Origin of the sequence: Pauljensenia sp. OF14-1SRA, from assembly GCF_027694595.1 — a bacterium.
Taxonomy (GTDB): Bacteria; Actinomycetota; Actinomycetes; order Actinomycetales; family Actinomycetaceae; genus Pauljensenia; species Pauljensenia turicensis_B.
Genome location: NZ_JAQEVQ010000008.1, coordinates 43,708 through 66,873, shown reverse-complemented (window position 1 = coordinate 66,873; position 23,166 = coordinate 43,708). Strand labels below are relative to the sequence as shown.

General features: G+C 56.7%; 24 protein-coding genes. 1 reads left to right on the top strand and 23 read right to left on the bottom strand.

Annotated elements, in window-relative coordinates; genetic code table 11:
• Positions 1-12: 12 nt before the first annotated feature.
• Positions 13-1,470 (top strand): phosphotransferase, encoded by a 1,458-nt coding sequence (locus PG731_RS05770; protein ID WP_270772733.1) that lies wholly within the window; start codon positions 13-15, stop codon positions 1,468-1,470.
• A gap of 91 nt (positions 1,471-1,561) precedes the next feature.
• Here PG731_RS05770 and PG731_RS05765 read toward each other — a convergent pair whose 3' ends face one another.
• From PG731_RS05765 to PG731_RS05655, 23 genes are all read right to left on the bottom strand, one after another.
• Entirely contained in the window at positions 1,562-2,449 is an 888-nt protein-coding gene (locus PG731_RS05765) for a tetratricopeptide repeat protein (protein ID WP_270772731.1), read from the bottom strand.
• 75 nt (positions 2,450-2,524) lie between these two features.
• The gene (locus PG731_RS05760; protein WP_270772729.1) at positions 2,525-3,526 is read right to left on the bottom strand and encodes a hypothetical protein; all 1,002 of its coding nucleotides are present in this window, start codon (positions 3,524-3,526) and stop codon (positions 2,525-2,527) included.
• A gap of 14 nt (positions 3,527-3,540) precedes the next feature.
• A complete protein-coding gene (locus PG731_RS05755) occupies positions 3,541-5,124 on the bottom strand; it encodes a hypothetical protein (protein ID WP_270772726.1) in 1,584 nt (527 codons plus the stop codon).
• Between the two features lie 139 nt (positions 5,125-5,263).
• Entirely contained in the window at positions 5,264-5,506 is a 243-nt protein-coding gene (locus PG731_RS05750; protein WP_270772754.1) for a hypothetical protein, read from the bottom strand.
• A gap of 117 nt (positions 5,507-5,623) precedes the next feature.
• Positions 5,624-6,322, bottom strand: coding sequence for an endonuclease NucS (nucS, locus tag PG731_RS05745; protein WP_101627394.1), 699 nt, complete (start codon positions 6,320-6,322; stop codon positions 5,624-5,626).
• A 126-nt stretch (positions 6,323-6,448) separates the two neighbouring features.
• Entirely contained in the window at positions 6,449-6,853 is a 405-nt protein-coding gene (locus PG731_RS05740; RefSeq protein WP_270772724.1) for a DUF2550 family protein, read from the bottom strand.
• A 65-nt stretch (positions 6,854-6,918) separates the two neighbouring features.
• Positions 6,919-7,182 carry a F0F1 ATP synthase subunit epsilon gene (locus PG731_RS05735; RefSeq protein WP_270772723.1) on the bottom strand — a complete coding sequence of 88 codons (264 nt, stop codon included), beginning with the start codon at positions 7,180-7,182 and terminating at the stop codon, positions 6,919-6,921.
• Positions 7,182-8,630 carry a F0F1 ATP synthase subunit beta gene (gene atpD / locus PG731_RS05730; RefSeq protein WP_006681259.1) on the bottom strand — a complete coding sequence of 483 codons (1,449 nt, stop codon included), beginning with the start codon at positions 8,628-8,630 and terminating at the stop codon, positions 7,182-7,184. The genes PG731_RS05735 and atpD overlap by 1 nt, the downstream gene beginning before the upstream one ends.
• A 23-nt stretch (positions 8,631-8,653) precedes the next feature.
• A complete protein-coding gene (locus PG731_RS05725; RefSeq protein WP_270772722.1) occupies positions 8,654-9,583 on the bottom strand; it encodes a F0F1 ATP synthase subunit gamma in 930 nt (309 codons plus the stop codon).
• Positions 9,584-9,586: 3 nt separating this feature from the next.
• The gene (atpA, locus tag PG731_RS05720) at positions 9,587-11,227 is read right to left on the bottom strand and encodes a F0F1 ATP synthase subunit alpha (protein ID WP_270772720.1); all 1,641 of its coding nucleotides are present in this window, start codon (positions 11,225-11,227) and stop codon (positions 9,587-9,589) included.
• A 44-nt stretch (positions 11,228-11,271) separates the two neighbouring features.
• Positions 11,272-12,093, bottom strand: coding sequence for a F0F1 ATP synthase subunit delta (locus PG731_RS05715; protein WP_101627400.1), 822 nt, complete (start codon positions 12,091-12,093; stop codon positions 11,272-11,274).
• Entirely contained in the window at positions 12,090-12,653 is a 564-nt protein-coding gene (locus tag PG731_RS05710; protein ID WP_270772752.1) for a F0F1 ATP synthase subunit B, read from the bottom strand. The genes PG731_RS05715 and PG731_RS05710 overlap by 4 nt, the downstream gene beginning before the upstream one ends.
• Positions 12,654-12,661: 8 nt before the next feature.
• Positions 12,662-12,871 carry an ATP synthase F0 subunit C gene (gene atpE, locus PG731_RS05705; protein ID WP_270772718.1) on the bottom strand — a complete coding sequence of 70 codons (210 nt, stop codon included), beginning with the start codon at positions 12,869-12,871 and terminating at the stop codon, positions 12,662-12,664.
• Between the two features lie 44 nt (positions 12,872-12,915).
• A complete protein-coding gene (atpB, locus tag PG731_RS05700) occupies positions 12,916-13,797 on the bottom strand; it encodes a F0F1 ATP synthase subunit A (RefSeq protein ID WP_270772751.1) in 882 nt (293 codons plus the stop codon).
• A gap of 233 nt (positions 13,798-14,030) precedes the next feature.
• Positions 14,031-14,477, bottom strand: a complete 447-nt coding sequence (locus PG731_RS05695) for a hypothetical protein (RefSeq protein WP_270772716.1) — start codon at positions 14,475-14,477, stop codon at positions 14,031-14,033.
• Positions 14,478-14,512: 35 nt separating this feature from the next.
• Positions 14,513-15,607, bottom strand: coding sequence for a glycosyltransferase family 4 protein (locus PG731_RS05690; protein ID WP_270772715.1), 1,095 nt, complete (start codon positions 15,605-15,607; stop codon positions 14,513-14,515).
• Between the two features lie 41 nt (positions 15,608-15,648).
• On the bottom strand, positions 15,649-16,308 hold the full coding sequence (locus tag PG731_RS05685) for an L-threonylcarbamoyladenylate synthase (protein ID WP_270772713.1): 660 nt from the start codon (positions 16,306-16,308) through the stop codon (positions 15,649-15,651).
• Positions 16,305-17,186, bottom strand: coding sequence for a peptide chain release factor N(5)-glutamine methyltransferase (gene prmC, locus PG731_RS05680; protein WP_270772712.1), 882 nt, complete (start codon positions 17,184-17,186; stop codon positions 16,305-16,307). Before prmC ends, PG731_RS05685 begins: the two co-directional genes overlap by 4 nt.
• Before the next feature lie 32 nt (positions 17,187-17,218).
• Positions 17,219-18,322, bottom strand: a complete 1,104-nt coding sequence (gene prfA / locus PG731_RS05675) for a peptide chain release factor 1 (protein ID WP_270772711.1) — start codon at positions 18,320-18,322, stop codon at positions 17,219-17,221.
• Positions 18,323-18,412: 90 nt separating this feature from the next.
• Positions 18,413-18,634: a 50S ribosomal protein L31 gene (gene rpmE / locus PG731_RS05670; RefSeq protein WP_006681271.1), complete on the bottom strand. Its 222-nt coding sequence runs from the start codon at positions 18,632-18,634 to the stop codon at positions 18,413-18,415.
• Positions 18,635-18,860: 226 nt separating this feature from the next.
• The gene (gene rho / locus PG731_RS05665) at positions 18,861-20,609 is read right to left on the bottom strand and encodes a transcription termination factor Rho (RefSeq protein ID WP_270772708.1); all 1,749 of its coding nucleotides are present in this window, start codon (positions 20,607-20,609) and stop codon (positions 18,861-18,863) included.
• Positions 20,610-20,865: 256 nt separating this feature from the next.
• Positions 20,866-21,810 (bottom strand): homoserine kinase, encoded by a 945-nt coding sequence (gene thrB, locus PG731_RS05660; RefSeq protein ID WP_270772707.1) that lies wholly within the window; start codon positions 21,808-21,810, stop codon positions 20,866-20,868.
• A 1-nt stretch (position 21,811) separates the two neighbouring features.
• Positions 21,812-23,119 (bottom strand): homoserine dehydrogenase, encoded by a 1,308-nt coding sequence (locus tag PG731_RS05655; protein WP_270772706.1) that lies wholly within the window; start codon positions 23,117-23,119, stop codon positions 21,812-21,814.
• Positions 23,120-23,166: the final 47 nt, after the last annotated feature.

Genomic DNA, 23,166 nt, shown 5'->3' with positions numbered 1-23,166 from the left:
GGAGACTAAACAGTGAACACCTCGACCTCGCACCTGTCGTGGCCCGCAGATGAGGACCTCCTTGCCGGGCTCCACGCATGGATGCAGGACCGCCGTTGGTTTCCACTGAAAGGTGACGCAGCACCGACACTTGATGAACTCAGCATCCACGCCGATGTTGCATTGGGCGACACGATTCGTGATCTGTTGATCAGCGTGAAACGCCCCGACGCTCTCGACGAGGCCCCCGTTCTGATTCACGTCCCCTTAGCCCTAGCACCCGCTTCAGACTTTGATTCCTTTGCTGTCGCCGGCGAAATCCCCGGATCGCATGGTTTCGTCATGGAAAGCACCCCCGAGGTCGCATTCATTGACGGTCCGCACCACCCCGATTTCTGGCGTGCGTGGGCGAGGCTTGCCCACACGCAGGGATTATTCCTTGACGATAAGGGCATCGCTGCGATCGAAAGACGCGCCAATAGCGGACGAGTCATGACCGGTGAGCAGTCGAATACGAACGTCGTCATGCGTAGCGGTGAAGGTGATCCTTATGCTGATGACATTGTCATCAAGCTTTTCCGTGTTCTCGCCGCAGGTCGCAACCCCGATGTTGAGGTGTCTGTTGCATTGGCAAAGGACGGGTGGGATCGCGTCCGCACACCCGTCGCATGGTCCACACTCACCTGGAACGACGCTCTAACGGGCGAAACCATCCTGACCGACTCCGCGGTAGCCTGCACCTTCATTCCAGCCGCTGACGACGGTTTTGAACTCTTCTGCGACTATGCCACCCATGACAACCAAGCGAATGGAACAGTTCGTAGCTCCGCAAAAGCACTAGCATTCACTCTCGGTCAAACGACCGCCCAGATGCACTCCCATATGGCCACCTCCCTAGGTACATCCGCCCCCGTTCCCCCATCAGAGCTTGCCCACTCCCTGCGATCACGCGCCTCGTGGGCGCTGGCAGAAGTCGCCTTCCTTGCAGAACGCATTCAGAATTTCGAAGAGAAAGTCGACCGCGTCTTCGCACGCCTCGAAGCTCTTGATCGCCTCGACGAAGCAACACGCATCCACGGCGACTACCACCTGGGGCAGGTTCTCCACGAAAAAGATCTTCCAGAAGGCGTAGAACCACGCTGGTTTGTTCTCGACTTCGAAGGCGAGCCCCTACGTCCGCTTGCCGAACGCTCAATGCCTGACCAACCCATGCGCGACGTTGCCGGCATGCTCCGTTCCTTCGACTACGCGGCAGCCGTCGGAAAAGCCACCGACGAAACATGGCGAACCGACATGCGCACCGCCTTCATCGATGGATACCGCGATTCATTCGGTGACATGAACGAGGCAGACACCGAACGTAAGCGAGCACTGATCGCAGCCCTCGAACTCGACAAGGCTCTCTACGAAGCCGTGTACGAAGCACGAAACCGCCCCGACTGGATTGACATTCCAGTACGAGCCATCGAAGCTCTCATCACTGAAGACTGAAGCGCTATCCCTGCAGCAACCACTGTGGGACGGACATCATCACGATGCCCGCCCCACAAGAGTCTAAGAAAAATCTTGCTTTCTACGTCGCTCACACAAGCACGAGCGTCGACAAAACCATGCGCGCCTTCATGACGTCGGGAGTGTTACCGGCGACGCGGAACAGATCCAGCAAGCGCAACCGCGCTGCATCCTTTGCTTCCATGTCATCGGCCGTCGCAATGATCTTCAGCAACAGGTCAAACGCACCTTCGTGATCACCGGACGCAAAGAGAGCATCAGCACGGGCGGCCGGATCAGACGCATCAGCTGAAGCACTCCGTGCAGCAACTCGCACACGCGCCAAGTGAGCCTTCGCGGCCTCGTCCTTCGGATTCAGATCCAGAACCTTCTCCCACAAAGCGATTGCTTCATCCAATTGTCCTGCTTGTTCGGCAGCAAGAGGAGCCTCATGTGCAGGCGGAATCGGAGCAGCCGTATCCTCTTCGGACACCGCAATACGACCGTTAATCCCCATCTGAGCGCCAGCATCCAACACCTGATCGATGATCGGACGCACCTGATCCTTCGCCGCAATTCCCTGGAACAACGGAAGCGGACGCTGATTCATCAACGCCACAACAGCGGGGACACCCTGAACCTGGAACGCCTGCGCAATTTGAGGCGACGCATCAACATCGCCAGTCGCCAACTGGAAACGACCCGCATAGTCGCGAGCAAGATCCTCCATCGAAGCAACAAACGGCTTCGACTCCAACTGCGACGACGAATACATGACAATGACAACCGGAACGGTCGCCGAATTCGCCATCAGATCTTGGAAGTTCTCTTCACTGACCTGCACAACCAGTGGTACATTCAACCCCACCTGAGCCTCAGATGACACCGTTTCCTGGCCAGAAACCGGAGCGGAAGCTAAAGCTCCCAGCTCCACTGCCCCATGCGAGTCAGCGGGCATCATGCTCGATTCATTCGGCATTGTTCCTCCAATACATTTCAGACATACGTCGGCGGTGGTGCCCAATCAAGCAACCACCGCCGAATTGTGAACACTTTAGTTACCGGGGTTCGTTGATTCGTCCATCGTCACGGATTCAAGAACACGTTCAGCGCCGATAATACGCGCGACACCGCCCTGTTCGCTCGACGGAATGTTCATCATCACGGTCGCCACGTAGGTTGCAACCGCAGTGCCCTTGACCGAATCATCGTCTCCGGCGTTCATGGTTGCCGTCTGGCCGCCCAGTCGCATCGTCGATCCAGCAACCGTGCGAGAATACGTCAACGTGTACGAGAACGTCGTCGCGACAAGAGCCGAACCATCTTCCAGCACAACGCCCGACACCGGGTTATCCGTCAGACTTGCCGACGCAGTCACTTTACCGGCAGCTGCCAGCGAGGAATTCAACGCCGATGCTGTATCAAGGTACTTGGACGTGAACTCGTCTGAAGCGAAGTTTTCATTCGAAGACAAAGACGCGTTCAGCATGTCCACATACGCTTGCGCAGCGTCACCGGGTGTCATGACAAAGCCCTCGGTGTCATTCGTTACGTATGCCGACCCCTTCGTCACCGCAGGAGTGGTCAGCGAAGTTCCCCCGAGCATACGCGCCCACGCAACCAGCGAGTATTCGCTACGAGCATCGTTCTGCACGAGCATCTCGATGACAGGCAACTGCGACGTGTCGGCTTGGCGGATATTCACGATGGCACGAGGCCACTGCGACGAGTTCGTCACTGCTATCGTCTGAGGAGTCAGGTCAAGCTGGGGAACAGCCTCAGCGGACGCAACAGAGTAAGCGTATTGGGCTTCACGCATACGAGCTGCGCCACCGGAAATACGGCCGTCAAACACGTCACCATTGAGCGCTTCATCAGCACTGTTCAACGTTTCTTGAACCTTTGCCAGCGCTGACGAAATCCGCTCTTCATCAAGGTTCGGAGAAACGGAGGCCGACTGGTTGGTGTCAGGAACAGTCAGTTCTCCCCTGCCGCATCCAGCCAGGCCAAGCGTCGCTACAAGAGCGGTCGAAAAGACGAGAGTGCGTCGTTTCATTGCAATCTCCTTCGTCAGTTCTTCTTCAACCAGCTAGACATGAGCTTCGTCCACGAGTCACTTCCACTACGGGAAGCAGACGAGGATTCTTCAGACTCTGATCCCGTCGAATCATCAGAATCCGTCTGGTGCACGATCGGGATCAGGCCGGTGTTGAACTCGCGTCCATCGATCACAATCTTCTCTTCACCCTTCTCACGAGCTTCGCGCAGTGCGCGACGGCTTGGAAGTGTGACGCCGGGGCGGATGCTCGACAGATCGATGATGCCGGTATCGGTTGAGACCTTCTCCGGTGGATCCTGGTCTTCGGTGCCCGTCCATTCACCGTGGCGGCCAGCCACCGGCTTCAGCGTTTCTTCTGCTTCGGGGGTTTCTTCTGAGAGGTCGTCTTCACCCACAGCTGAATCTTCAGATTCTGCTTGAGCGCCCTGCTCACTGTCGTCGGAAGCAGAGGCATCATCGAAGGCCACATCATCAGAAGTGGTCGCGTCACTGGTTTCTTCAGTGGTTTCGCTAGCGTTTACTCGGTCACCTGTCGCCCATTCGTCGATTGCCTGCTCTACTGGCTCTTCAAAATCGCTGGCCTTGTCTGTAGCTTCAGTATCTGCGACGTGGAGGGCTTCATCTAAAGTGTCCTGCTGCGCAGACTCTTCGTTTTCCTCGGTGGAAGTGTCCTGAACAGAAGCTTCTTCGATTTCTTCGACCTTCTTTGCATCGGCTAGAGCGTTCACCGCATTAACGTCAATTGTTTGAGTATCGGTCGAGTCAGCGCTACGACGCTCTTCCAGCGCCTTCGCGCGCTCGGCACGATGACGAAGAAGCTGGTAACGGCTCAGGAATGCCACACCTGCGATCAACGCAAACAGGATCGCAAGAATAAAGGAAACAATCGCAAGAGTATTCACACTACGGGTTGCCCACGTCAATGTCAGGGTCGTATCAGAAGCACCCGACGTAGAGACTGCCAGCACCGAAAGACCAGCGGAAACATCATCTAAAGACATGGATACCGTGCCCTCACCCGTCACAGAGTGCAACCACATATCAGACTTGGATGCGTCGGCAACCAACTGAGCAGGCTCAGTCCCCACCTGAGATTGAGTAGCACCAGGCTGAGCGCCCGACTGAGCATCGGAGTGCGACGTATCCGAGCCAGACTGAGCACCAGACTGCGGGCCCGACTGAGCACCGGAGTGCGACGTATCCGAGCCAGACTGAGCACCAGACTGCGGGCCCGACTGACCGGTATCACCAGCAACGCCTTCGTGCTGATTCACCTTCAGGACACTACGATCCGAGGTCAGACCAACAACTTCGGTGTAGGGATCGTTCCCGATCCAACCGAGGACGTCACCGGGAGTGCCGACACCGAGCGTCAGCTCAGCGCCCGATTTTGACGTCGCCGTCACGACAACGTTCTTGTCAAGCAACGGCAGAACGCGGTCATGCGTCATGATGATCGCGGTTGGCGACTCAATAGACGACGACAGTTCCTTTGCCGGCTGAAAAACGGTCAGAGCAAGGACACCAATGATCACAAAAACCAGTGCGATCGCGCCAGCGGTGGTAGCAGCGGCGTACGCCTTGATTCGGTCCACGCGTTGCCTCCTCGGTTATGAAGTAAAGACTCTAACCGTTCAACGATACGAGGAAACGCACGAACAGACACGTTAAATTCACTATCTCGTGACAAATAACATGAGATTAAAGGGCATTGCCATGCACCTAGAGCGATTCCTAGTTCGGACGCAGTCCCCTGTTCCAACAATCCGTGTGCCAATGACGCCTACCATCGAGCCCCTGTGGCAGGCCATAGGGAGCTTCTTCTGGCCAGGCAACAACGTGCGCTGCCCCAACAAGCACCGGACGCAAACAACCCGGGCATGTATATTCCTTCGAAGATGACGAGACGCGACGAACCTGATAATCACTACCATCAGGCCCTGTTTCCGTATGAGGCATCGACGAAAGCCGTGTCATATCAAGCTCACGGTGAGGCTCACCCCATCGCCGTTTCATTGAACGCCGTGCCACGGCCCCTACTTCTCCATTCGCTTCTTCATCATGGCGATAGATGTCAGCGCGCGTTCGACGACATCAGAACAGACGTGACTCAGGATCATCGAAGCCACGCATAGCGTCATAATCGAGTACAACACAGCGAATGCCACGATCCTCGGCCAGAGTACGAGCCTGCTTCGAAATCTCCTGGGCGGCAAAAATGCCCGACAAATTCTTCAGCAACGGATCGCGCGACAAAAGCGAAAGGTAGCGAGTCAACTGCTCAACACCATCGATACCGCCACGACGTTTCACTTCAATAGCAACGTGCTCACCCTGCGGGTTCTTCACCATCAAATCAACAGGGCCGATCGGAGTTTCAAACTCACGGCGAACGAAAGTCCAGCCTTCACCCAAGACTTCAGGAACCTGCTCTGCCAGCAACGCCTGAAGATGTGTCTCAACGCCGTCTTTCACAAGACCGGGATCTTCGCCCAAATCAACATTCACATCCGAGACGATGTCGTGAATCGAGATGACAAGACGGTCATCTTTCTTATCTGCTTGGACAGTCCAAACTTCAGTAACGCCGTCGACTTCCTCATCACTTTCAGGCACTTCCACAGTGACCGTGCACGGGGCATTCATCCAGTTCAGAGGCTTATATGATCCACCATCGGAGTGGATCAAAATTGAACCATCCGCCTTGAGCATGATGACGCGCGTGGCGGGGTCAAGGTGGGCTGACAGACGACCGGAATAATCAACGGTGCACGTTGCAATGAGGACTCGCACGCCCCAGAGCCTAACAGGTGAAGGCACCCGATCTTTACTATCAACACCTCAGACGTGGCGAGATGCTCAAATTTCAAGGCTGTAAAGCAGGAATCAGGCAACCTAGTAGCAGTGCATGAAAGGATCTCAGACCTGAGGCGGACCGGATTCGACCCACGAGACAAGCGCATTGTATGTTTCCTTTGACAATGCGATCTCATAGCGCTTCTCGTTGGAGAGCAGGCGAATCTCAACAAGTTCGCCATCTTTAGAATGCGGGTTCGCCGCTAAGATCTGAAGGCCTCGACGCTTCACAGAATACACGGGCTTATTCGTCAAGCCAACCAAGCGATACCACGACAGCGATTCAACGTCGTAGAGGCCCAGTCCCGCCGTCCATCCCGAGTGCTGATCGGGACGTGAGAATGACCGGAAGGCGCCAAGCTTGTTTTCCAAGTGACGAGCACGCACGTTAATGATCAGCAAGACAAGCAGACCAATAACCACAACACATGCCACGAGCCACACCAGAATGACGAAAAGCGAAGTCATGAAGCACCTCCGTTCAAAAGTGTGAAAGTGCCCCCGCTCGGATTCACCCGAGCGGGGGCTCCTTATCAGGAAATCGTACCGTGATCAGCGACCACGGTCACAAAATCAGAGTCAACGGACACAAATCCGCTGTCTACGGTGCACGTCTGGACACCTTCCTTGGTCGTCACCAGCACCGTGCCTGCATTCAGCATGGCAAGCATGGGCTGACGACCCGGCAAAATACCCAGCTGCCCATCAACCACGGGGATTTGGACGGACGTACCAACGCCGTGCCAGAGACGTCCCTCGTGGGAGACGATTTCGACTTGGAGTACCTTGTCGGCCATCAGGCATCCTTCTTGAGCTCATGCCATGCACGCTCAACGTCTTCGATGCCACCAGCATTGTAGAACGCTTGCTCCGGAGCCTCGTCGTAGTAGCCCTCGGCAAGACGCTTGAACGCTTCGATGGTTTCAGACAGGGGAACCGTCGAACCGGGAACACCGGTGAACTTCTCAGCCATGTACATGTTCTGTGCCAAGAACTGTTCAATACGACGTGCACGTGCGACCGTGACCTTGTCTTCTTCGGAGAGTTCATCAACACCAAGAATCGCGATGATGTCCTGGAGTTCCTTGTTCTTCTGAAGAATCGCCTTCACGTGGGTTGCAGTGTCGTAGTGTTCGCGACCAACCAGAGTCGGATCAAGGATTCGTGACGAGGATGCCAGCGGATCCACTGCCGGGTAGATGCCCTTCGATGCAATTTCACGCGAAAGTTCGGTGGTTGCATCGAGGTGGGCGAAGGTCGTTGCCGGAGCCGGGTCAGTGTAGTCGTCGGCAGGCACGTAAATGGCCTGCAACGACGTAATCGAGTGACCGCCTGCGGAGGTAATACGTTCCTGTAACTGGCCCATTTCGTCGGCCAAGTTCGGCTGGTAGCCGACGGCCGAAGGCATACGGCCAAGAAGCGTTGAAACCTCAGAACCTGCCTGAGTGAAACGGAAGATGTTGTCGATGAACAGAAGCACGTCCTGATGCTGAACGTCGCGGAAGTACTCAGCCATCGTCAGACCGGTGAGTGCGATACGCAGACGCGTACCTGGCGGTTCGTCCATCTGACCGAACACAAGCGCGGTCTTGTCGAAGACGCCTGCCTCTTCCATTTCGCGAATCAGGTCGTTGCCTTCACGGGTACGTTCGCCAACACCGGCGAACACCGACACGCCACCGTGGTTCAAAGCAACACGCTGAATCATTTCCTGAATCAGAACGGTCTTGCCGACGCCTGCACCGCCGAACAGACCGATCTTGCCACCCTGGACGTAGGGGGTCAGAAGGTCGATAACCTTGATGCCCGTTTCGAACATCTTGGTGCGGGCTTCAAGCTGATCGAATGCCGGAGGCTGGCGGTGAATTGGCCAACGCTCGGTGATTTCGAGTTGCTCGCCTTCCTTCAGGTTCAGCGGTTCGCCGGTCACGTTGAACACGTGGCCCTTGGTGATATCGCCGACGGGAACCGAGATCGGTGCACCCGTGTCAGTGACAACAGCACCACGAACTAGACCATCGGTCGGCTTCAGCGCGATGGTACGAACAAGGTTGTCACCGAGGTGCTGCGCGACCTCGAGGGTCATGGTGAAGGATCCTTCACCCTCGCCCTGTCCGGCAAGATCAACATCGACCTTCAGTGCGTTGTACAGCGGAGGAATGCTGTCTGGCGGGAACTCGACGTCAACGACTGGGCCGACGACGCGAGCGACGCGACCTTCCGCTTTTTGTTCTTCCTGGCTCATAGTTCTTCTCCGTGTTCTGGGGCTCAGCCCGCGACCAATGCGTCGGCCCCGCCCACGATCTCACTGATCTCCTGGGTGATGTCCGCCTGACGGGCCGAGTTGGCCAGGCGCGTGTACTTGGTGATGAGCTCTTCTGCGTTATCGGTTGCGGTGTGCATTGCGCGCTGACGCGACGCAAGCTCAGAGGCAGCCGACTGCAGGAGCACATTATGAATACGACTTTCCACATACAGCGGAAGGATCGCATCGAGTACAGCTTCCGGGGATGGGATAAATTCGTATTCGGGGAACGTCGATGATGGATCGTCGTAGTAACCGCGTTCTTCCCCGCGTTCTTGGTCCGATTCGGGAGCGTCAACAACAGAAAGCGGAAGCATCTGTCGGACCTCGGGAACCTGACTCATCACGGACACGAAACGCGTGTATACCAGGTGAACTTCTGAAACACCCGTCATCAGGGTGCCGTCCAAGAAACGGGAGAGAAGTTCGGTTGCGATCTCACGAGTTGTTTCAAGAGTCGGCGAATCAGATTCACCTTCCCATGAGCGTTCGATGGCGACTCCACGGAATCGGAAATACGAGCGTGCACGACGACCGAAGGTATAGATGATGGGCTCTTTGCCCTCATCCTTCAGGCGAGTAATCAGGCGTTCCGATTCACGAAGAATCGTCGCCGCATAGGCACCCGCCATGCCACGGTCGGAAGCAATGATAAGAACAGCCACGCGATGCGTATTGTGACGTTCACGCGTCAGTACGTGATCCAAATCCGTGTGGATCGCAACTGCTGCAACTGCCTGCGTCAATGCCTTTTCGTACGGGCCAAGGCCCGAAGCCGCGCGACGCGCAGCTCCAATCCTTGACGCTGCGATCATTTCCATCGCGCGGAAGACCTTCGCCAGCGTTTGCGTTGACGCAATCCGCTGCTTGTAGATCCTCTGCTGACCACCCATGGATCAGGCCTTCTCGTTCGAGGGACGCTGACGGGTGATTTCTTCGCGAGTCTGAGTAGCTTCCACCTCAGAGTCATCCAGTGTGGCGACACCTCGACCGGCGCTGACCCACTGATCATGGAATGCCTTCACCTGGGATTCCAGTTCAGCTTCTGTTTCACTTTCCAGCAGACCGGTTGATTCGATCGTGCTCAGAACTGAAGAGTTCGCGCGCAGATGATCCAGCAGGGAACGCTCGAAGGAAAGAACCGCGTCGACCTCAAGGTCATCCAAGTAGCCATGCGTACCAGTCCAGATCGAAGCGACCTGCTCTGCAGTCGAATACGGCGATGCCTGAGGTTGCTTCAGAAGCTCCATCAGACGCTCACCGCGAGTCAGCTGCTGGCGGGTTGCCGGATCAAGGTCGGAAGCGAACATGGCAAATGCAGCCATCGAACGGTACTGAGCGAGTGTCAGCTTCAGCGTGCCAGCAACCTTCTTCATTGCCTTCACCTGTGCGTCGCCACCAACTCGAGAAACCGAGATACCGACGTCAACGGCCGGGCGCTGATTCGAGTTGAACAGATCGGACTGCAAGAAGATCTGACCATCGGTAATCGAAATGACGTTGGTCGGAATGTAGGCAGACACGTCGTTTGCCTTGGTTTCAATGATCGGAAGCCCGGTCATTGAACCCGCACCGAGCTCATCGGAGAGCTTCGCACAACGTTCAAGGAGACGAGAGTGCAAGTAGAAAACGTCACCGGGGTATGCCTCACGCCCTGGTGGACGACGCAGAAGAAGGGAAACCGCTCGGTAGGCTTCAGCCTGCTTGGAAAGATCATCGAAGATGATCAGAACGTGCTTGCCCTGATACATCCAGTGCTGGCCAAGTGCAGAACCCGTGTAGGGGGCCATGTACTTGTAGCCTGCGGGGTCGGAAGCCGGGGAGGCAACGATGGTCGTGTATTCGAGTGCACCGGCATCTTCCAGAGTTGAACGCACAGAAGCGATCGTCGAGCCCTTCTGACCGATCGCAACGTAGATGCATCGCACCTGCTTGTTCGGATCACCAGATTTCCAGTTTTCGTGCTGGTTCAGGATCGTGTCCAGAGCAATCGCGGTCTTACCGGTCTTGCGGTCACCGATGATCAGCTGTCGCTGTCCGCGACCAATCGGGATCATTGAGTCGATTGCCTTCAGGCCGGTCTGCAACGGTTCGTGAACCGACTTACGCATCATGACACCGGGGGCCTGCAGTTCGAGTGCGCGTCGACCATCAACATCGGTGATCTCGCCCAAGCCATCGATCGGGCGACCCAGCGGGTCAACCGTACGTCCAAGGTAGCCATCACCAACCGGGACAGAAAGAACTTCACCCGTTCGGTGAACAACTTGGCCTTCTTCGATGCCACCGAAGTCACCGAGGATAACGGCACCGATTTCGCGTTGCTCCAGGTTCATTGCCAAGCCAAGTGTGCCATCGGAGAAGCGGAGAAGCTCATTGGCCATTGTGCCCGGCAAGCCTTCGATGTGAGCGATACCGTCGGCGGTCTCGGTGACGTGGCCAACCTCTTCGGTGGCTACTTCACTGGGACGGTAGGACTGCATGAAGGAGTCCAATGCGCCACGGATCTCCTCGGGACTGATAGACAGGTCAGTCATGAGTAATTCCTTCTGTAAACGTTTCTAATCGGTAGTGGTGGCTGTTAGGAAGCCAGAGCCTGTTTCATATCTGAGATACGAGTCGAGAGGCTGGCATCGATCGATGTTGTCTGTGCACGTAATTTGAAGCCACCGACAAGACCGGGGACAACCGAGATAGCAAGTGAAATCTCTGAGTTAAAGCGCTTTTCCAAGAGCGAACGCAAACGAGAAATCTGCTCCGGCGACATTTCGACCGCGCTTTGAACTGTGACAAGCCGCCTATTTTGGATGACAGCTGACCATTCGGCGAAGCGTCGAAGGTTCACCAGAAGGCGCCCGCGACGAGAACGACCGACGGCACGACGTAGCAAACGCATCGTCCACACTGAAAGCTTCGATTCAAAAATCGCGGTGGCTAGATCACCACGTTCATGGGATGTGCCTAGCGAAGCATCGGAAAGCTTCAAGCGGAGTTCACGGTTGCCTTCAAGGAAATGGCGTACTTCAAAGAGTTCGGATTCGACTCTATCGAGGCTCGAAGCACGATTCGCATCTGAAAGAACTGCGAGGATACCAAGGACCTCCGTGGCATCGGCAAAGCTATCGAGATCCGACCAGTGTTCACGCACCATCATTTGAAGAACGCTGAGTGAAGCGTCCGTTGTAAGGTGCGAGCTCAGCAAAGTGCGAACCAGCTGGGCTTTGTCCTCACCACTACGTGATGGATCAGTGAATGCACGAATAACCCGCGGTTCTTTCTTCACGAGGTCAGTGATGGAGAAGAAGTCCTCTCCCACTGCACGCGCGTCAACATCGCTCTGGGCTAGTGCGTCTTCGAGTTGCGTTGCACATGCAACGCTAGAGAGTCGACCGAGTTCACTCATCGATTCGTACGCTCGCTTTCACGGAGAGTATCCGCCTCAAGATCGTCAAGGAAACGATCGACGACACGGCTGGTCAGCGCGGTGTCGCTCAGATGTTCACCAACGATCTTTTCTGCCAACTCGGTTGCCAGAAGACCAACGTCAGAGCGCAGGGAGATCTCAGCTGCCTGCTTTTCGGCAAGAATCTGACGTTGCGCGTTCTCGAGGATACGGGTTGCTTCGTTCTGTGCTTCCAGGCGCGCGTCAGCAATGATGCCCTGCGCTTCTTGGGAAGCCTTTTCACGAATCTCGTGAGCTTCGATGCTCGCCTGCTTCAGAGCGTCTTCACGATCGCGTGCTACACGTGCTTGGTCTTCCTTTGCCTTTTCGGCAAAAGCAAGGCCCTCTTCGATCTTCGCTTGGCGTTCGTCCATTGCAGCGTAAAGACGCGGAAGAGCAAACTTACCAACGAGGAGGAGGACGCTGAGCAGAACAACCGCCGACCAGAAGATCTCGTAGAGCGGAGGAAGAATGACGCCGAGGCCACCTACTTCCTCACTCGCGGCGATTACCTGGTGCATAGCGATGGTCACTTAACGATGAGCGGAAGAACGAAGCCGATGAGGCCGAGTGCCTCGACCATGCCGGCACCGATAATCATGTTGGTGAACAGACGGCCACCAACCTCAGGCTGACGAGCGGTGGATTCCTGGGTCTTTCCGACCAGGAGACCAATGCCGATGCCAGGGCCGAGGGTTGCAAGACCGTAGCCGATGTAGGCAAGTGCTGCGGTTGTCATAGTGTTCTTCCTTTTGTGTTGGACGCCAAGAGGCGCGGTTGGGCTCAGTGAGCTTCGATGGACAGTTTGATGTAAACGGCGGAAAGGATCGTGAAGATGTACGCCTGAAGGAACGCAACGAAAACCTCGAAGGCCGTCATGACAAACATTGCTGCGCCGGTCAGCACGCCGAGGGAGCTCATTGCGTTGAGCTCGTGCAAAAGGATTGCGGTACCGAAATAGGTCATACCCAAGAGCAGGTGACCAGCAATCATGTTCGCCAAAAGTCGCAACATCAGGGTGGACGGGCGAACGATGAACGTCGAGAGGAACTCAATCGGCGTGATTAGCAGGTACATTGCCTTCGGCAATCCCGGCGGGAAAAGCTGGGACTTGAAGTAGTGGCCAACGCCTTGGGCCTTGATACCGCTTCCGACGAAGGTCACGTAAGTGATGATGGCGAACACCATCGGAACAGCAACAACCGAGGATGCTGCAATGTTGATGCCGGGAATAACGCCGGCAAGGTTCATGGCCAAGACGCCGAAAAAAGCGAACCCGATGAATCCTGCGAAGCGACGACCGTTCTTGTTACCAAGCATTTCAAGCGCAACATTTGTGCGAATAAAATCGGCGAGGAATTCAACGGCCATCTGACCGCGACTTGGAACGAGCTTCGGCTTACGGGCAACACCGACCAGTGCAAGGCAGAGAACAAGCGCCATGATCACGCGGGCAAGGGTTAAGCGTGAGAACTCAAAAAGAGTTCCTTCCCCGAAAATTGCGCTCGGGAAAAAATCCTCAAGTCCGGGTTGATGGGGGTGCTGTGTAAAAGCAGGGACTGCCGTAACAACGATAACGATGACGAGAACGACAAGAAGCGTCCAATACCAGACCGGTTTTGCAGTGCTTGCTCGACGGCTCGTCGAGGGCGATGACGTGGACAGGGTGTCCTCCCGGGTAGGTTAATCGACTTTGACAGGCATTTTCACCGTTGATGAAGCGGTTTGACCATCCTACCAGCAGTGTGAGCTTTGATTCATCTTTAAACATGAGCTCACCAGATTGTTGTGGCTCACGTTTTCCCAAATGGGAACGAACGGGCGTTCAGAGGAGGAGTTCGCACACAGTCGAAAGCCAGTCACGAGGTTCTTTCTGTGCCTCGTGAACCTTCGCGCAACTAGTCGACGTTAAACTGGCGCATTCGCACCAGCGCCACCAACTCGAACAATAGAGAGGCGACGATCGCAATCAAAGCGCAGGTAGCGGGAAAACGCACCGGCTGGGCAAAAGCGGTCGGTAGATAGACGAACAGGGTGATTGCGCCGATGCGACCGATGTACGAAAAGGCAATCCACGCCAGAGGATTGCGGGCGGGCTGGCCGAGCGCCAGAAGCGACCCCACATGAATGCCAATAATTGACGCAATCGCGCCGATAGCAAGGAGGATTGAGAGGATCTGTACTTCCCCCGCGTAGCCCAGCGCTCCTACAAAGAGGATCGCTACCACTGCGGTCACGATTTCAAAACGCGCAAGCTTCGCCACGGTCGAAGCGAAGAACGCGGGACGAAAATCGTCTACTCCTTCGTTTTCCTTCGGTTCGTGATTTTGGGAGGGAGTCATCATTGCAGGTAGTCCTCTCAAAAGTGGGCGACGGATATTCAGCGTGCGCTGTAGCGGGCACTGGGGAATTCGCGCAGTGTCAGACCGACAGCAACAGCCAAGAATGGGCTGGTAATCAGCAGAATGATCTTCCAGTCGACCACAAGCAGGCAGACTGCGGGAATACACACTAGGGCTGTCCACATCCACATAATCGCGACAACCGTGCGGTGTGAGTGTCCTCGCATGATCAGACGATCATGGAAGTGGGATCGGTCGGCGTGGAAGGGGCTCTTGCCTCGAAGCATTCGCCTGATCGACGTGACAACCAAGTCAAGAATCGGGATGAAAATGACCGACAAGGGCAGGACAATCGGGAGCACCCCGACGAAAATCTGTTGCGTCCCCAGCAGTGATGGGTTAATTTGCCCGGTCATGATGATGCCGGCTGCGGCCAAAACAAGGCCGAGCGTTTCCGCTCCCCCGCCCATCATGATTGACGATGGGTGGAAGTTAAACCAGAGGAAGCCGACGCATACGCCTACCAGAGTGATCGTAATCAACGAGGCCGTCGTCGCATACGATGTTGCGCCGACGATGCGGGTCACCGAATAGGAATAGACGAAGAATGCCGCCGCCCCAATAGCGATAATCCCCGCTGCTAGCCCATCAAGACCATCAATGAAGTTGACGGCGTTAATGATGCCGACGACAAGGAACACTGTCACAATCAAGGACAGGCGCGATGACCCGATGGTGATGCCGAAGATCGGAAAAGATACCAGCTGAACACCGTTAAACGCCATGATTCCGGTGATCAGGATCTGCCCGGACAGTTTCGCCATCCAGTCCAGTTCGATGACGTCGTCGATAACTCCAAGGATGCACATTCCGAGGGTGGCAAAAAGGACTGCCCAAGGAATACTGGTTGCATACAGGGGACTCATGTAGGGAATCCTCGACGCCAATAGAAGCGTCACGACAAGACCGACCGTCATCGCGATTCCACCAAGGCGAGGAATCGGGTCCTTCTGGATGTCGCGGGAACGCAGCTTGGGAACAATCCCCCACGCAATGCACGCACGCCTGACGATGGGAGTCATCAAAACGGTGACTCCCATGGCGACGAGCATGAGCAGAATATAGACCTTCATCGGTCGGGGGTTCCAGGCCTTTCAGTGTGAATCGGTTGCGATCACTTTGACGCGTTCGCGGGTTCGATGGTGGTTCCAGCGGTAAGCGATAACTGTTCTAAGGATAGTGTGCCCAGACGGATTGCCCGCACCCCACCCTTCGTGAAGTCGAGGATTGTTGAGGGTGTCGAACCGGGAGTCGGGCCACCGTCAACGTAGAGCAGAACCTGCGTCCCAAAGTAGTCCACTGCTTCGTCGACGCTTGTTGCCGGTGGATTTCCTGTGGTGTTTGCGCTGGTCAGAGCCAGTGGTCCGACCGTATCCAACAGCGTGCGGATGCGGGGCTCGTTCGGCATACGCACACCGATTGTTCCCCCGGTTTCACCCAGATCCCAACCAAGATCGGGGCGTGCCCGCAGGATCAGAGTCAATCCGCCCGGCCAGTATTCATCTGCCAAGCGGTATGCAACCTCGGGGATATCGACGCAGAGAGTTTCGATTGATTCGCGCCCCGGAACGACAACGGGTGGCGGCATTTGGCGACCTCGTCCCTTGGCAGCAAGAACGCGAGCCACTGCGTCAGGATTACTCGCATCGCACCCGATTCCGTACACGGTGTCTGTCGGAATGACGATCAGCTGACCGCTTTTGACAGCGGTTGTCGCTTCCTTCAGGTCTGAGCTATCCCACGTGGGGGTGCAAGAAATGATTCGCGTAGTCACATCGGCATTGTGCCACGTCTGGTAACAAGGTAGCGATCACGACCCGTCAGATCGGGCATGGTCTGAGGGTGCGTGAAGCCTGCCCGTTGTGCAGCGGTACGCATCAGTTCTGATTGACTCGGCGAGTGTTCAACAATCACCCAACCGCCGGGCTTCAGCAAGGTGGCGCTGCGCGCGAGGATCGCAGATGGAATCTGCATGCCGCTCTCCCCCAGCCCGTAGAGTGCCATATCCGGGTCTCGCTGAGCTTCTGCCTGCGTCGGAGCCTCGTTAAAAGGAACGTAAGGCGGGTTCGAGACAACAATGTCGACACTGCCGTCAAGGTCAGCCAAAGTGGCCGGGTCAGTTGCATCACCGTTCACGAGGCCAATGCGCCCGCCACCGTATTTTTCGCAGTTTTCCCTGGCGCATTGGAATGCCACCGGCGACAGTTCGACGGCGAAAACATCGCCTTTGGGGATTTCGTGTGCAAGCGAGCAGGCGATTGCTCCTGATCCGGTACACAGATCGACGAGGCGCACGCTGTCACGAGTTTTCAAGATCTCGCGCGCCTGATCGATCGCCTGGCCCGCAACGACTTCGGTTTCTGGACGGCACACGAAGACGCCTGGCATTGCACGCAACGTCAAACCACGGAAGAACATACGCCCAGTGATGTGTTGCAGTGGAACACGTTTCATTCGTCGTTCCACCCCATCAATAAAGCGATGAACGATCGGCGGGGCGATAGGCTCACGGATTGACCACACTGAGTCCACATCCGCCGCCCATTCCAGAAGTTCACGTGCCTCGGAAGCTGGAGCGGCCTCGTCGATCTGAGAAAGTTGGGCGCGTGCGAAGGCAAGAGCGTCGCGGACGGTGGAAATCTCGGCAGTCATTGGACAGCAGGTGAAATGGTCGCAAGAGGCTCTCAGGCGCTGGCAGAGGCGAGTCGCTCGGCTTCATCGGCTTCGATCAGCGAAGCGATGACGGGCTCAAGTTCGCCGGCAAGCACGCGATCAAGATTGTGCGCTTTGTAGCCGGTGCGGTGTTCAGCGATGCGATTTTCTGGGAAGTTGTAGGTGCGCACGCGCTCGGAACGGTCAACGGTGCGAACCTGGCAGAGGCGCTGGGCCGATGCTTCAGCTTCGCGCTTCGCACGAGCTTCGGCTGCCAAACGGGACGCCAAAACGCGCAGAGCTGCTTCCTTGTTCTGTAGCTGCGATTTTTCGTTCTGCATCGAGACCACGATGCCCGACGGAATATGGGTGATGCGGACAGCGGAATCCGTGGTGTTCACCGACTGGCCGCCGGGACCCGAGGAACGGTAGACGTCAATGCGCAGGTCGTTCGGGTCAATGACAATCTCAGTGTCATCTTCAATTTCGGGCATGACGAAGACGCCGACTGCGGAGGTGTGAATACGACCCTGCGACTCGGTGACGGGCACGCGCTGCACGCGGTGAACTCCGCCCTCAAACTTTAAGTGAGCCCACACGCCTTCTTCTGGGGTCACGGTTCCCTTGGCGCGAATTGCCAGCGTGATGTCTTTGTAGCCACCGAGTTCAGTGTCCGTTGAAGAGAGTTCTTGGACGCTCCACCCCTTCGATTCGGCGTAGCGCGCGTACATGCGAGCGAGGTCGGATGCGAAAAGAGCGGATTCTTCGCCGCCCTCCCCCGCTTTAATTTCGAGGATGACGTCGAGGGCATCCTCGCTGTCGCGCGGTGCGAGGATTTTCAGTAGCGCGTCGTAGGCGTCTTGCGCCTCATTTTCGAGGCCTGGAATCTCGTCAGCGAACGATGGATCTTCCGTGGCCAATTCACGGGCAGCGTCAAGGTCATCTCGGGTGCTCGAGAGTCGATCAGCAGCAGCCTTGATGCGAGACAGCTCAGCGAAACGCCTTCCCACGCGACGCATCTTCGCAGGGTCGGAAAGAGTATCCGGCGCCGCCATCTCCTGTTCGACGCTTTCATACTCGCTCAAGAGTGCTTCAAGGGCACTCAGACCTTCACTGGTCTCGTTATCGACTGCCATGGACTTCCTTTAAAGCTGAGTGGTCAGATACGCCTCGGCGCCGGGCGCTTAACGCTCCCGGCGCCGATCAAAACGCAACGTATGCTGGCCTCATTTGGAGGGGCGAACACGCTTCCCGTAACGTGCCTCGAACTTAGCGACGCGACCGCCGGTGTCGAGGATCTTCTGCTTGCCGGTGTAGAACGGGTGGCAAGCGGAGCACACGTCCACGCGCATCTCACCGGTGGTGAGGGTGGAACGGGTGTGGAAGCTGTTACCGCACGTGCAAGTCACGAGGGTATCCACGTACTCGGGGTGGATGTCCTTCTTCATGGAGTATCTCCTGGGTTCGTTGGTGCCCCGGGTCCGGATCCGCAGATCTTCCCACATCTGGTGGCAAGTATCCTTCCGCCTTGGAGTATCCAAACGGTGGCGAACCGGTGAACCGATGGCCGACGGCGTCAATTGTGCCACTTTCGGCGCTCTTACGTCTATGTGGCAGGGCCCTCATATGCGTGAAACGCGCGACCTTTTGACGTGCGTTTCACGTCAGGGGTTCTCAGTCAGCACTGGGAGTGGTCTTTTGGACCATCATCAGGAACTCAGCGTTCGACTGGGTTTCCTTGAGCTTTTCAAGGATCAGTTCCAGACCGGACTGCTGATCCAGCGTGCCGATCACCCGGCGAAGCTTCCACATGATGCGAAGTTCTTCAGGCTGGAACAGCATTTCTTCACGGCGGGTACCGGACGCATTGACGTCAATCGCCGGGAAGATACGACGGTCTGCCAGCTGTCGCGACAGACGCAGTTCCATATTGCCGGTGCCCTTGAACTCTTCGAAAATGACCTCGTCCATCTTCGAGCCGGTCTCAACCAGAGCCGACGCAATGATGGTGAGCGAGCCACCTTCCTTGAGATTACGGGCGCCGCCGAAGAACTTCTTCGGCGGGTACAGGGCGGATGCGTCAACGCCACCCGACAGGATGCGGCCGGAAGCCGGTGCGGCCAGGTTGTAGGCGCGCGACAGTCGCGTGATCGAGTCAAGAAGAACGACAACATCCTGGCCGAGTTCAACCAGACGCTTTGCGCGCTCTATGGCAAGTTCGGCGACGATCGTGTGATCCGATGCGGGGCGATCGAAGGTCGAGGCAATGACCTCACCCTTGACGATCGAACGCATATCCGTCACTTCTTCCGGACGTTCGTCAACCAGGACGACCATCAGGTGAACCTCAGGATTGTTGATCTCGATAGCCTTCGCGATCTGCTGGATGACCATCGTCTTACCGGCCTTCGGTGGCGAAACGATCAGGCCACGCTGGCCTTTACCGATCGGAGCGACCAAGTCGATAACGCGTGGCGTGTATGCCTTTGCGGACGTTTCGAGGCGTAGTTGCTCATTCGGGTAAACCGGGGTGAGCTTGGAGAATTCGCGACGAGCCTGCGCCTCCTCAATCGACATGCCGTTCACGGAGTCAACGCGAACCAGAGCGTTGTACTTCTGACGCTGCCGTTCGCCTTCACGGGGCTGGCGAACGGCACCTGCAACGGCATCGCCCGCACGCAGACCCCAACGGCGAACGTTGCCAAGGGTGACATACACATCGTTCGGACCGGGAAGGTAACCAGAAGTGCGGACAAATGCGTGATTGTCCTGGATATCCAAGATGCCAGCGATCGGAGCAAACTGTTCGTCTTCGCGCACCTGTTCTTCGCGGTCACCCCGATCATTACGGTCACGGTTACGACGATTATAGCGATCGTTGCGGTTGTTGCGATCACGGCGACGGTTGTTGCGATCACGGCGGTTACGACCGCGCTCTTCGCCTTCTTCCCCTTCGGGAAGCTCAATGGCGTCCAGAGACGGAGCCTTGACGGAAGCGTTTTCTTCCGCTTCGGGCTTCTCGCCACCCTTCTTGGGAGCCGGCAGTTCAATCGTCGCCGGTTCGGTTGGTCCAGCGGTCGCGACGCGACGACGACGCGACTTGCGCTGGGGCTGTTCAGCGTCGTCATTCTTCGTTCCCTGATCCTGGGCAGGCGCTTGGGTAGCAGGCGCAACCTGGTCATGTGAAACTTCAGCGGTAGCCACACGACGCGTACCACGGGCACGACGCGCGGGAGCCTCGTCAGATGAAGCGGAAGCCTTCGTAGCTGGCGCAGACGAGGAAGAAAGAGCTTCGATCAGGTCGGACTTACGCATCTTTGACGTGCCCTTGAGACCTTGGCTGGAAGCTAGCGCCTGGAGTTCAGCCAGCTTCATGCTCCGCAATGCAGACCGTGTCTTGGGGGCGACTTGTTCGTTTGTCACGAATGAATCCTCACTGGATATGGAGTGCTCTTTTCGAGCAAATGGGGATCTCCCTTTGAAACGGGAGGAATACGTTGCGATAGCGCTGATCGCGTGACGTAAGGGATGAGCCACCAAAACGTGGCAGGCCATAAGACCTGCTTCAAGTGTACCAACCGTTTGTCTCGATGCGCACCACAACGTTAAAGTCGCGCGCTTGTGCGCATAAAGTCACACGAAAGTGAAAGAAAACAAAGAAAACAGAACCGAAGGATAATCAGTAGAGTTTCGCCAGTCGCCCGCGAGTAATCGCTGCACCTTTGCTTGGCACGTCAAGAGTCATGACTTTCCAGCCCGCTGATCTGGCGTCCTGGCAGATTTCGTCCGGCACCGTCTCCATGGCCAGAACCGTCGGTCCAGCACCAGAAACTGTGGCCGCGATGCCGGCATTGCGCAACCAATCCACCAGCGCAAGCGAAGGCTCCATAGCTTCGCGTCGGTATTCCTGGTGCAAAACATCCGCCGTGGCATCCATCAGCAGATCGTGGAACGAGGCCTGCCCCACCGAACGAGCCTGTCCTGAAAGGAGGGCAGAAAGAAGAGCGGCTCGGGCGACATTGAAGCGCGCATCTGTATGGGTGACCACTTGCGGAAGAGCGGAACGGGCCTTTTCGGTTGCCAATTCAAAGTCAGGTATAAAGACGACGGGGGCAATGGCGGTAGGAACCGAGAGTGAAACTGCAGCCGGCCGGCCGTTATCGACCCACGCGATTGTTGCTCCACCAGCGATTGCTGGCGCAACGTTGTCGGGGTGTCCTTCCAGTTCGGTACCGATCATGAGGACTTCTTCGTCCGTCAGGACATCCTCGCGCCCGATAAGCGCGCGGGCAAGAAGGATTCCCGCAACGATCGCACTGGCCGATGAACCCATTCCGCGCGAATGAGGGATACGGTTTGTGCAACGCATTTTCACGCCAACCTGCGGTGCGCCCGCACGATCGAGCGCTAAGCGCATCGCTTGGACGACAAGATTGTCTTCACCGGTTGCAATGTTCCCTGCTCCCTCACCTTCAACGGTGACGCTTGTGTGGACTCCGGAGGTTGCGTGAACTGCGACTTCGTCCCAAAGGTTCAGCGCCAGCCCCATCGAGTCGAATCCTGGGCCAAGGTTCGCGCTGGTTGCGGGGACACGGACGGCAACGAATTCTTCGGTGACTCTCACGTCACTCCCCTTCGACGCGAATTACGCTGGTGACTTCACGAACCGCGGGCGAGCACGACAGGGCGTGTGCGACTGCCGCCAGATTCGCTTCGCGGGCAAGGTGGGTTGTCGCCACGATAACGCAGGCACCCGATTCCTTGTCGTCGCGCTGGTGCACAGACTGGATGGAGACGCCGTGGCGAGCGAAGATTCCGGCAACATCGGAAAGTACGCCAAGGCGATCCTCTACCTGCATACGAATCTGGTAGCGAGTGAAAACCGTGCCCGGGTCAAGAATCGGCAGGTGAGCGTAGACGGACTCACGGGGTGCGTGTCCGCCGAACGCGCGGTGGTGGGCAGCAGCGACGAGGTCCGAAAGAACGGCGGACGCGGTGGGAGCACCGCCTGCACCCTGACCGTAGAACATCAGACGGCCTGCTGCTTCACCTTCGACGAGGATGGCGTTGAACGCTCCGTCGACACTGGCCAGAGGCGAATCGAGCGGGACGAGCGCAGGGTGGACGCGCATGGCAACGCCGTCTTTACCATCTTCTCCAACACGACGCTCAGCGATGGCAAGAAGCTTGATCGCACGACCGAAGAAGGCAGCTTCTTCCATATCTTCTGCCGTAATCTTGGTGATGCCTTCAACGGCAACGTCATCGATTCCGACGCGCGTATGGAAAGCCAACGAGGCCAGAATTGAACACTTTGCTGCCGCATCGAAACCGTCAACATCTGAGCTGGGATCGGCTTCGGCAAAACCGAGCTCCTGGGCTTGATTCAGCGCTTCCTCATAGGACAGACCGCGCGATGCCATCGCATCGAGGATGAAATTGGTCGTGCCATTGACGATGCCCATCACCTTGGTGATGCGGTCACCCGCAAGCGATTCGCGCAGGCCGTAAACGACGGGAACTGCGCCCGCAACCGAGGCCTCGTAGTAGAGGTCTGCGCCGGTTTCAGCCGCAGCAGCATACAGCTCTGGACCGTGAGCAGCAAGAAGCGCCTTGTTGCCAGTCACCACGGAAATGCCCTGTTTGAGTGCTCGGATGACATAGGTTCGGGCTGGCTCAATACCGCCGATCAATTCGACGACAATGTCTTGGCCATCGATGGCTTCTTCGGGACGGGTCGAAAGAAGTGCAGGATCCACATCATAGTCACGAGGCGCATCAAGTCTGCGGACCGCCACCTTGTTCACGCGTATACGCGCACCTGAACGAGCTTCAAAATCGTCGGCCTGCTCTGTGAGCATGCGGATAACCTGTGATCCGACGGTACCTGCACCGAGAACACCGACTTTCAGTTCGGGGCTACGCTCTTCCACCGAGAAACTCCTTGACCACTCACGAACGTGTTTGCGCTGTTGGTAAT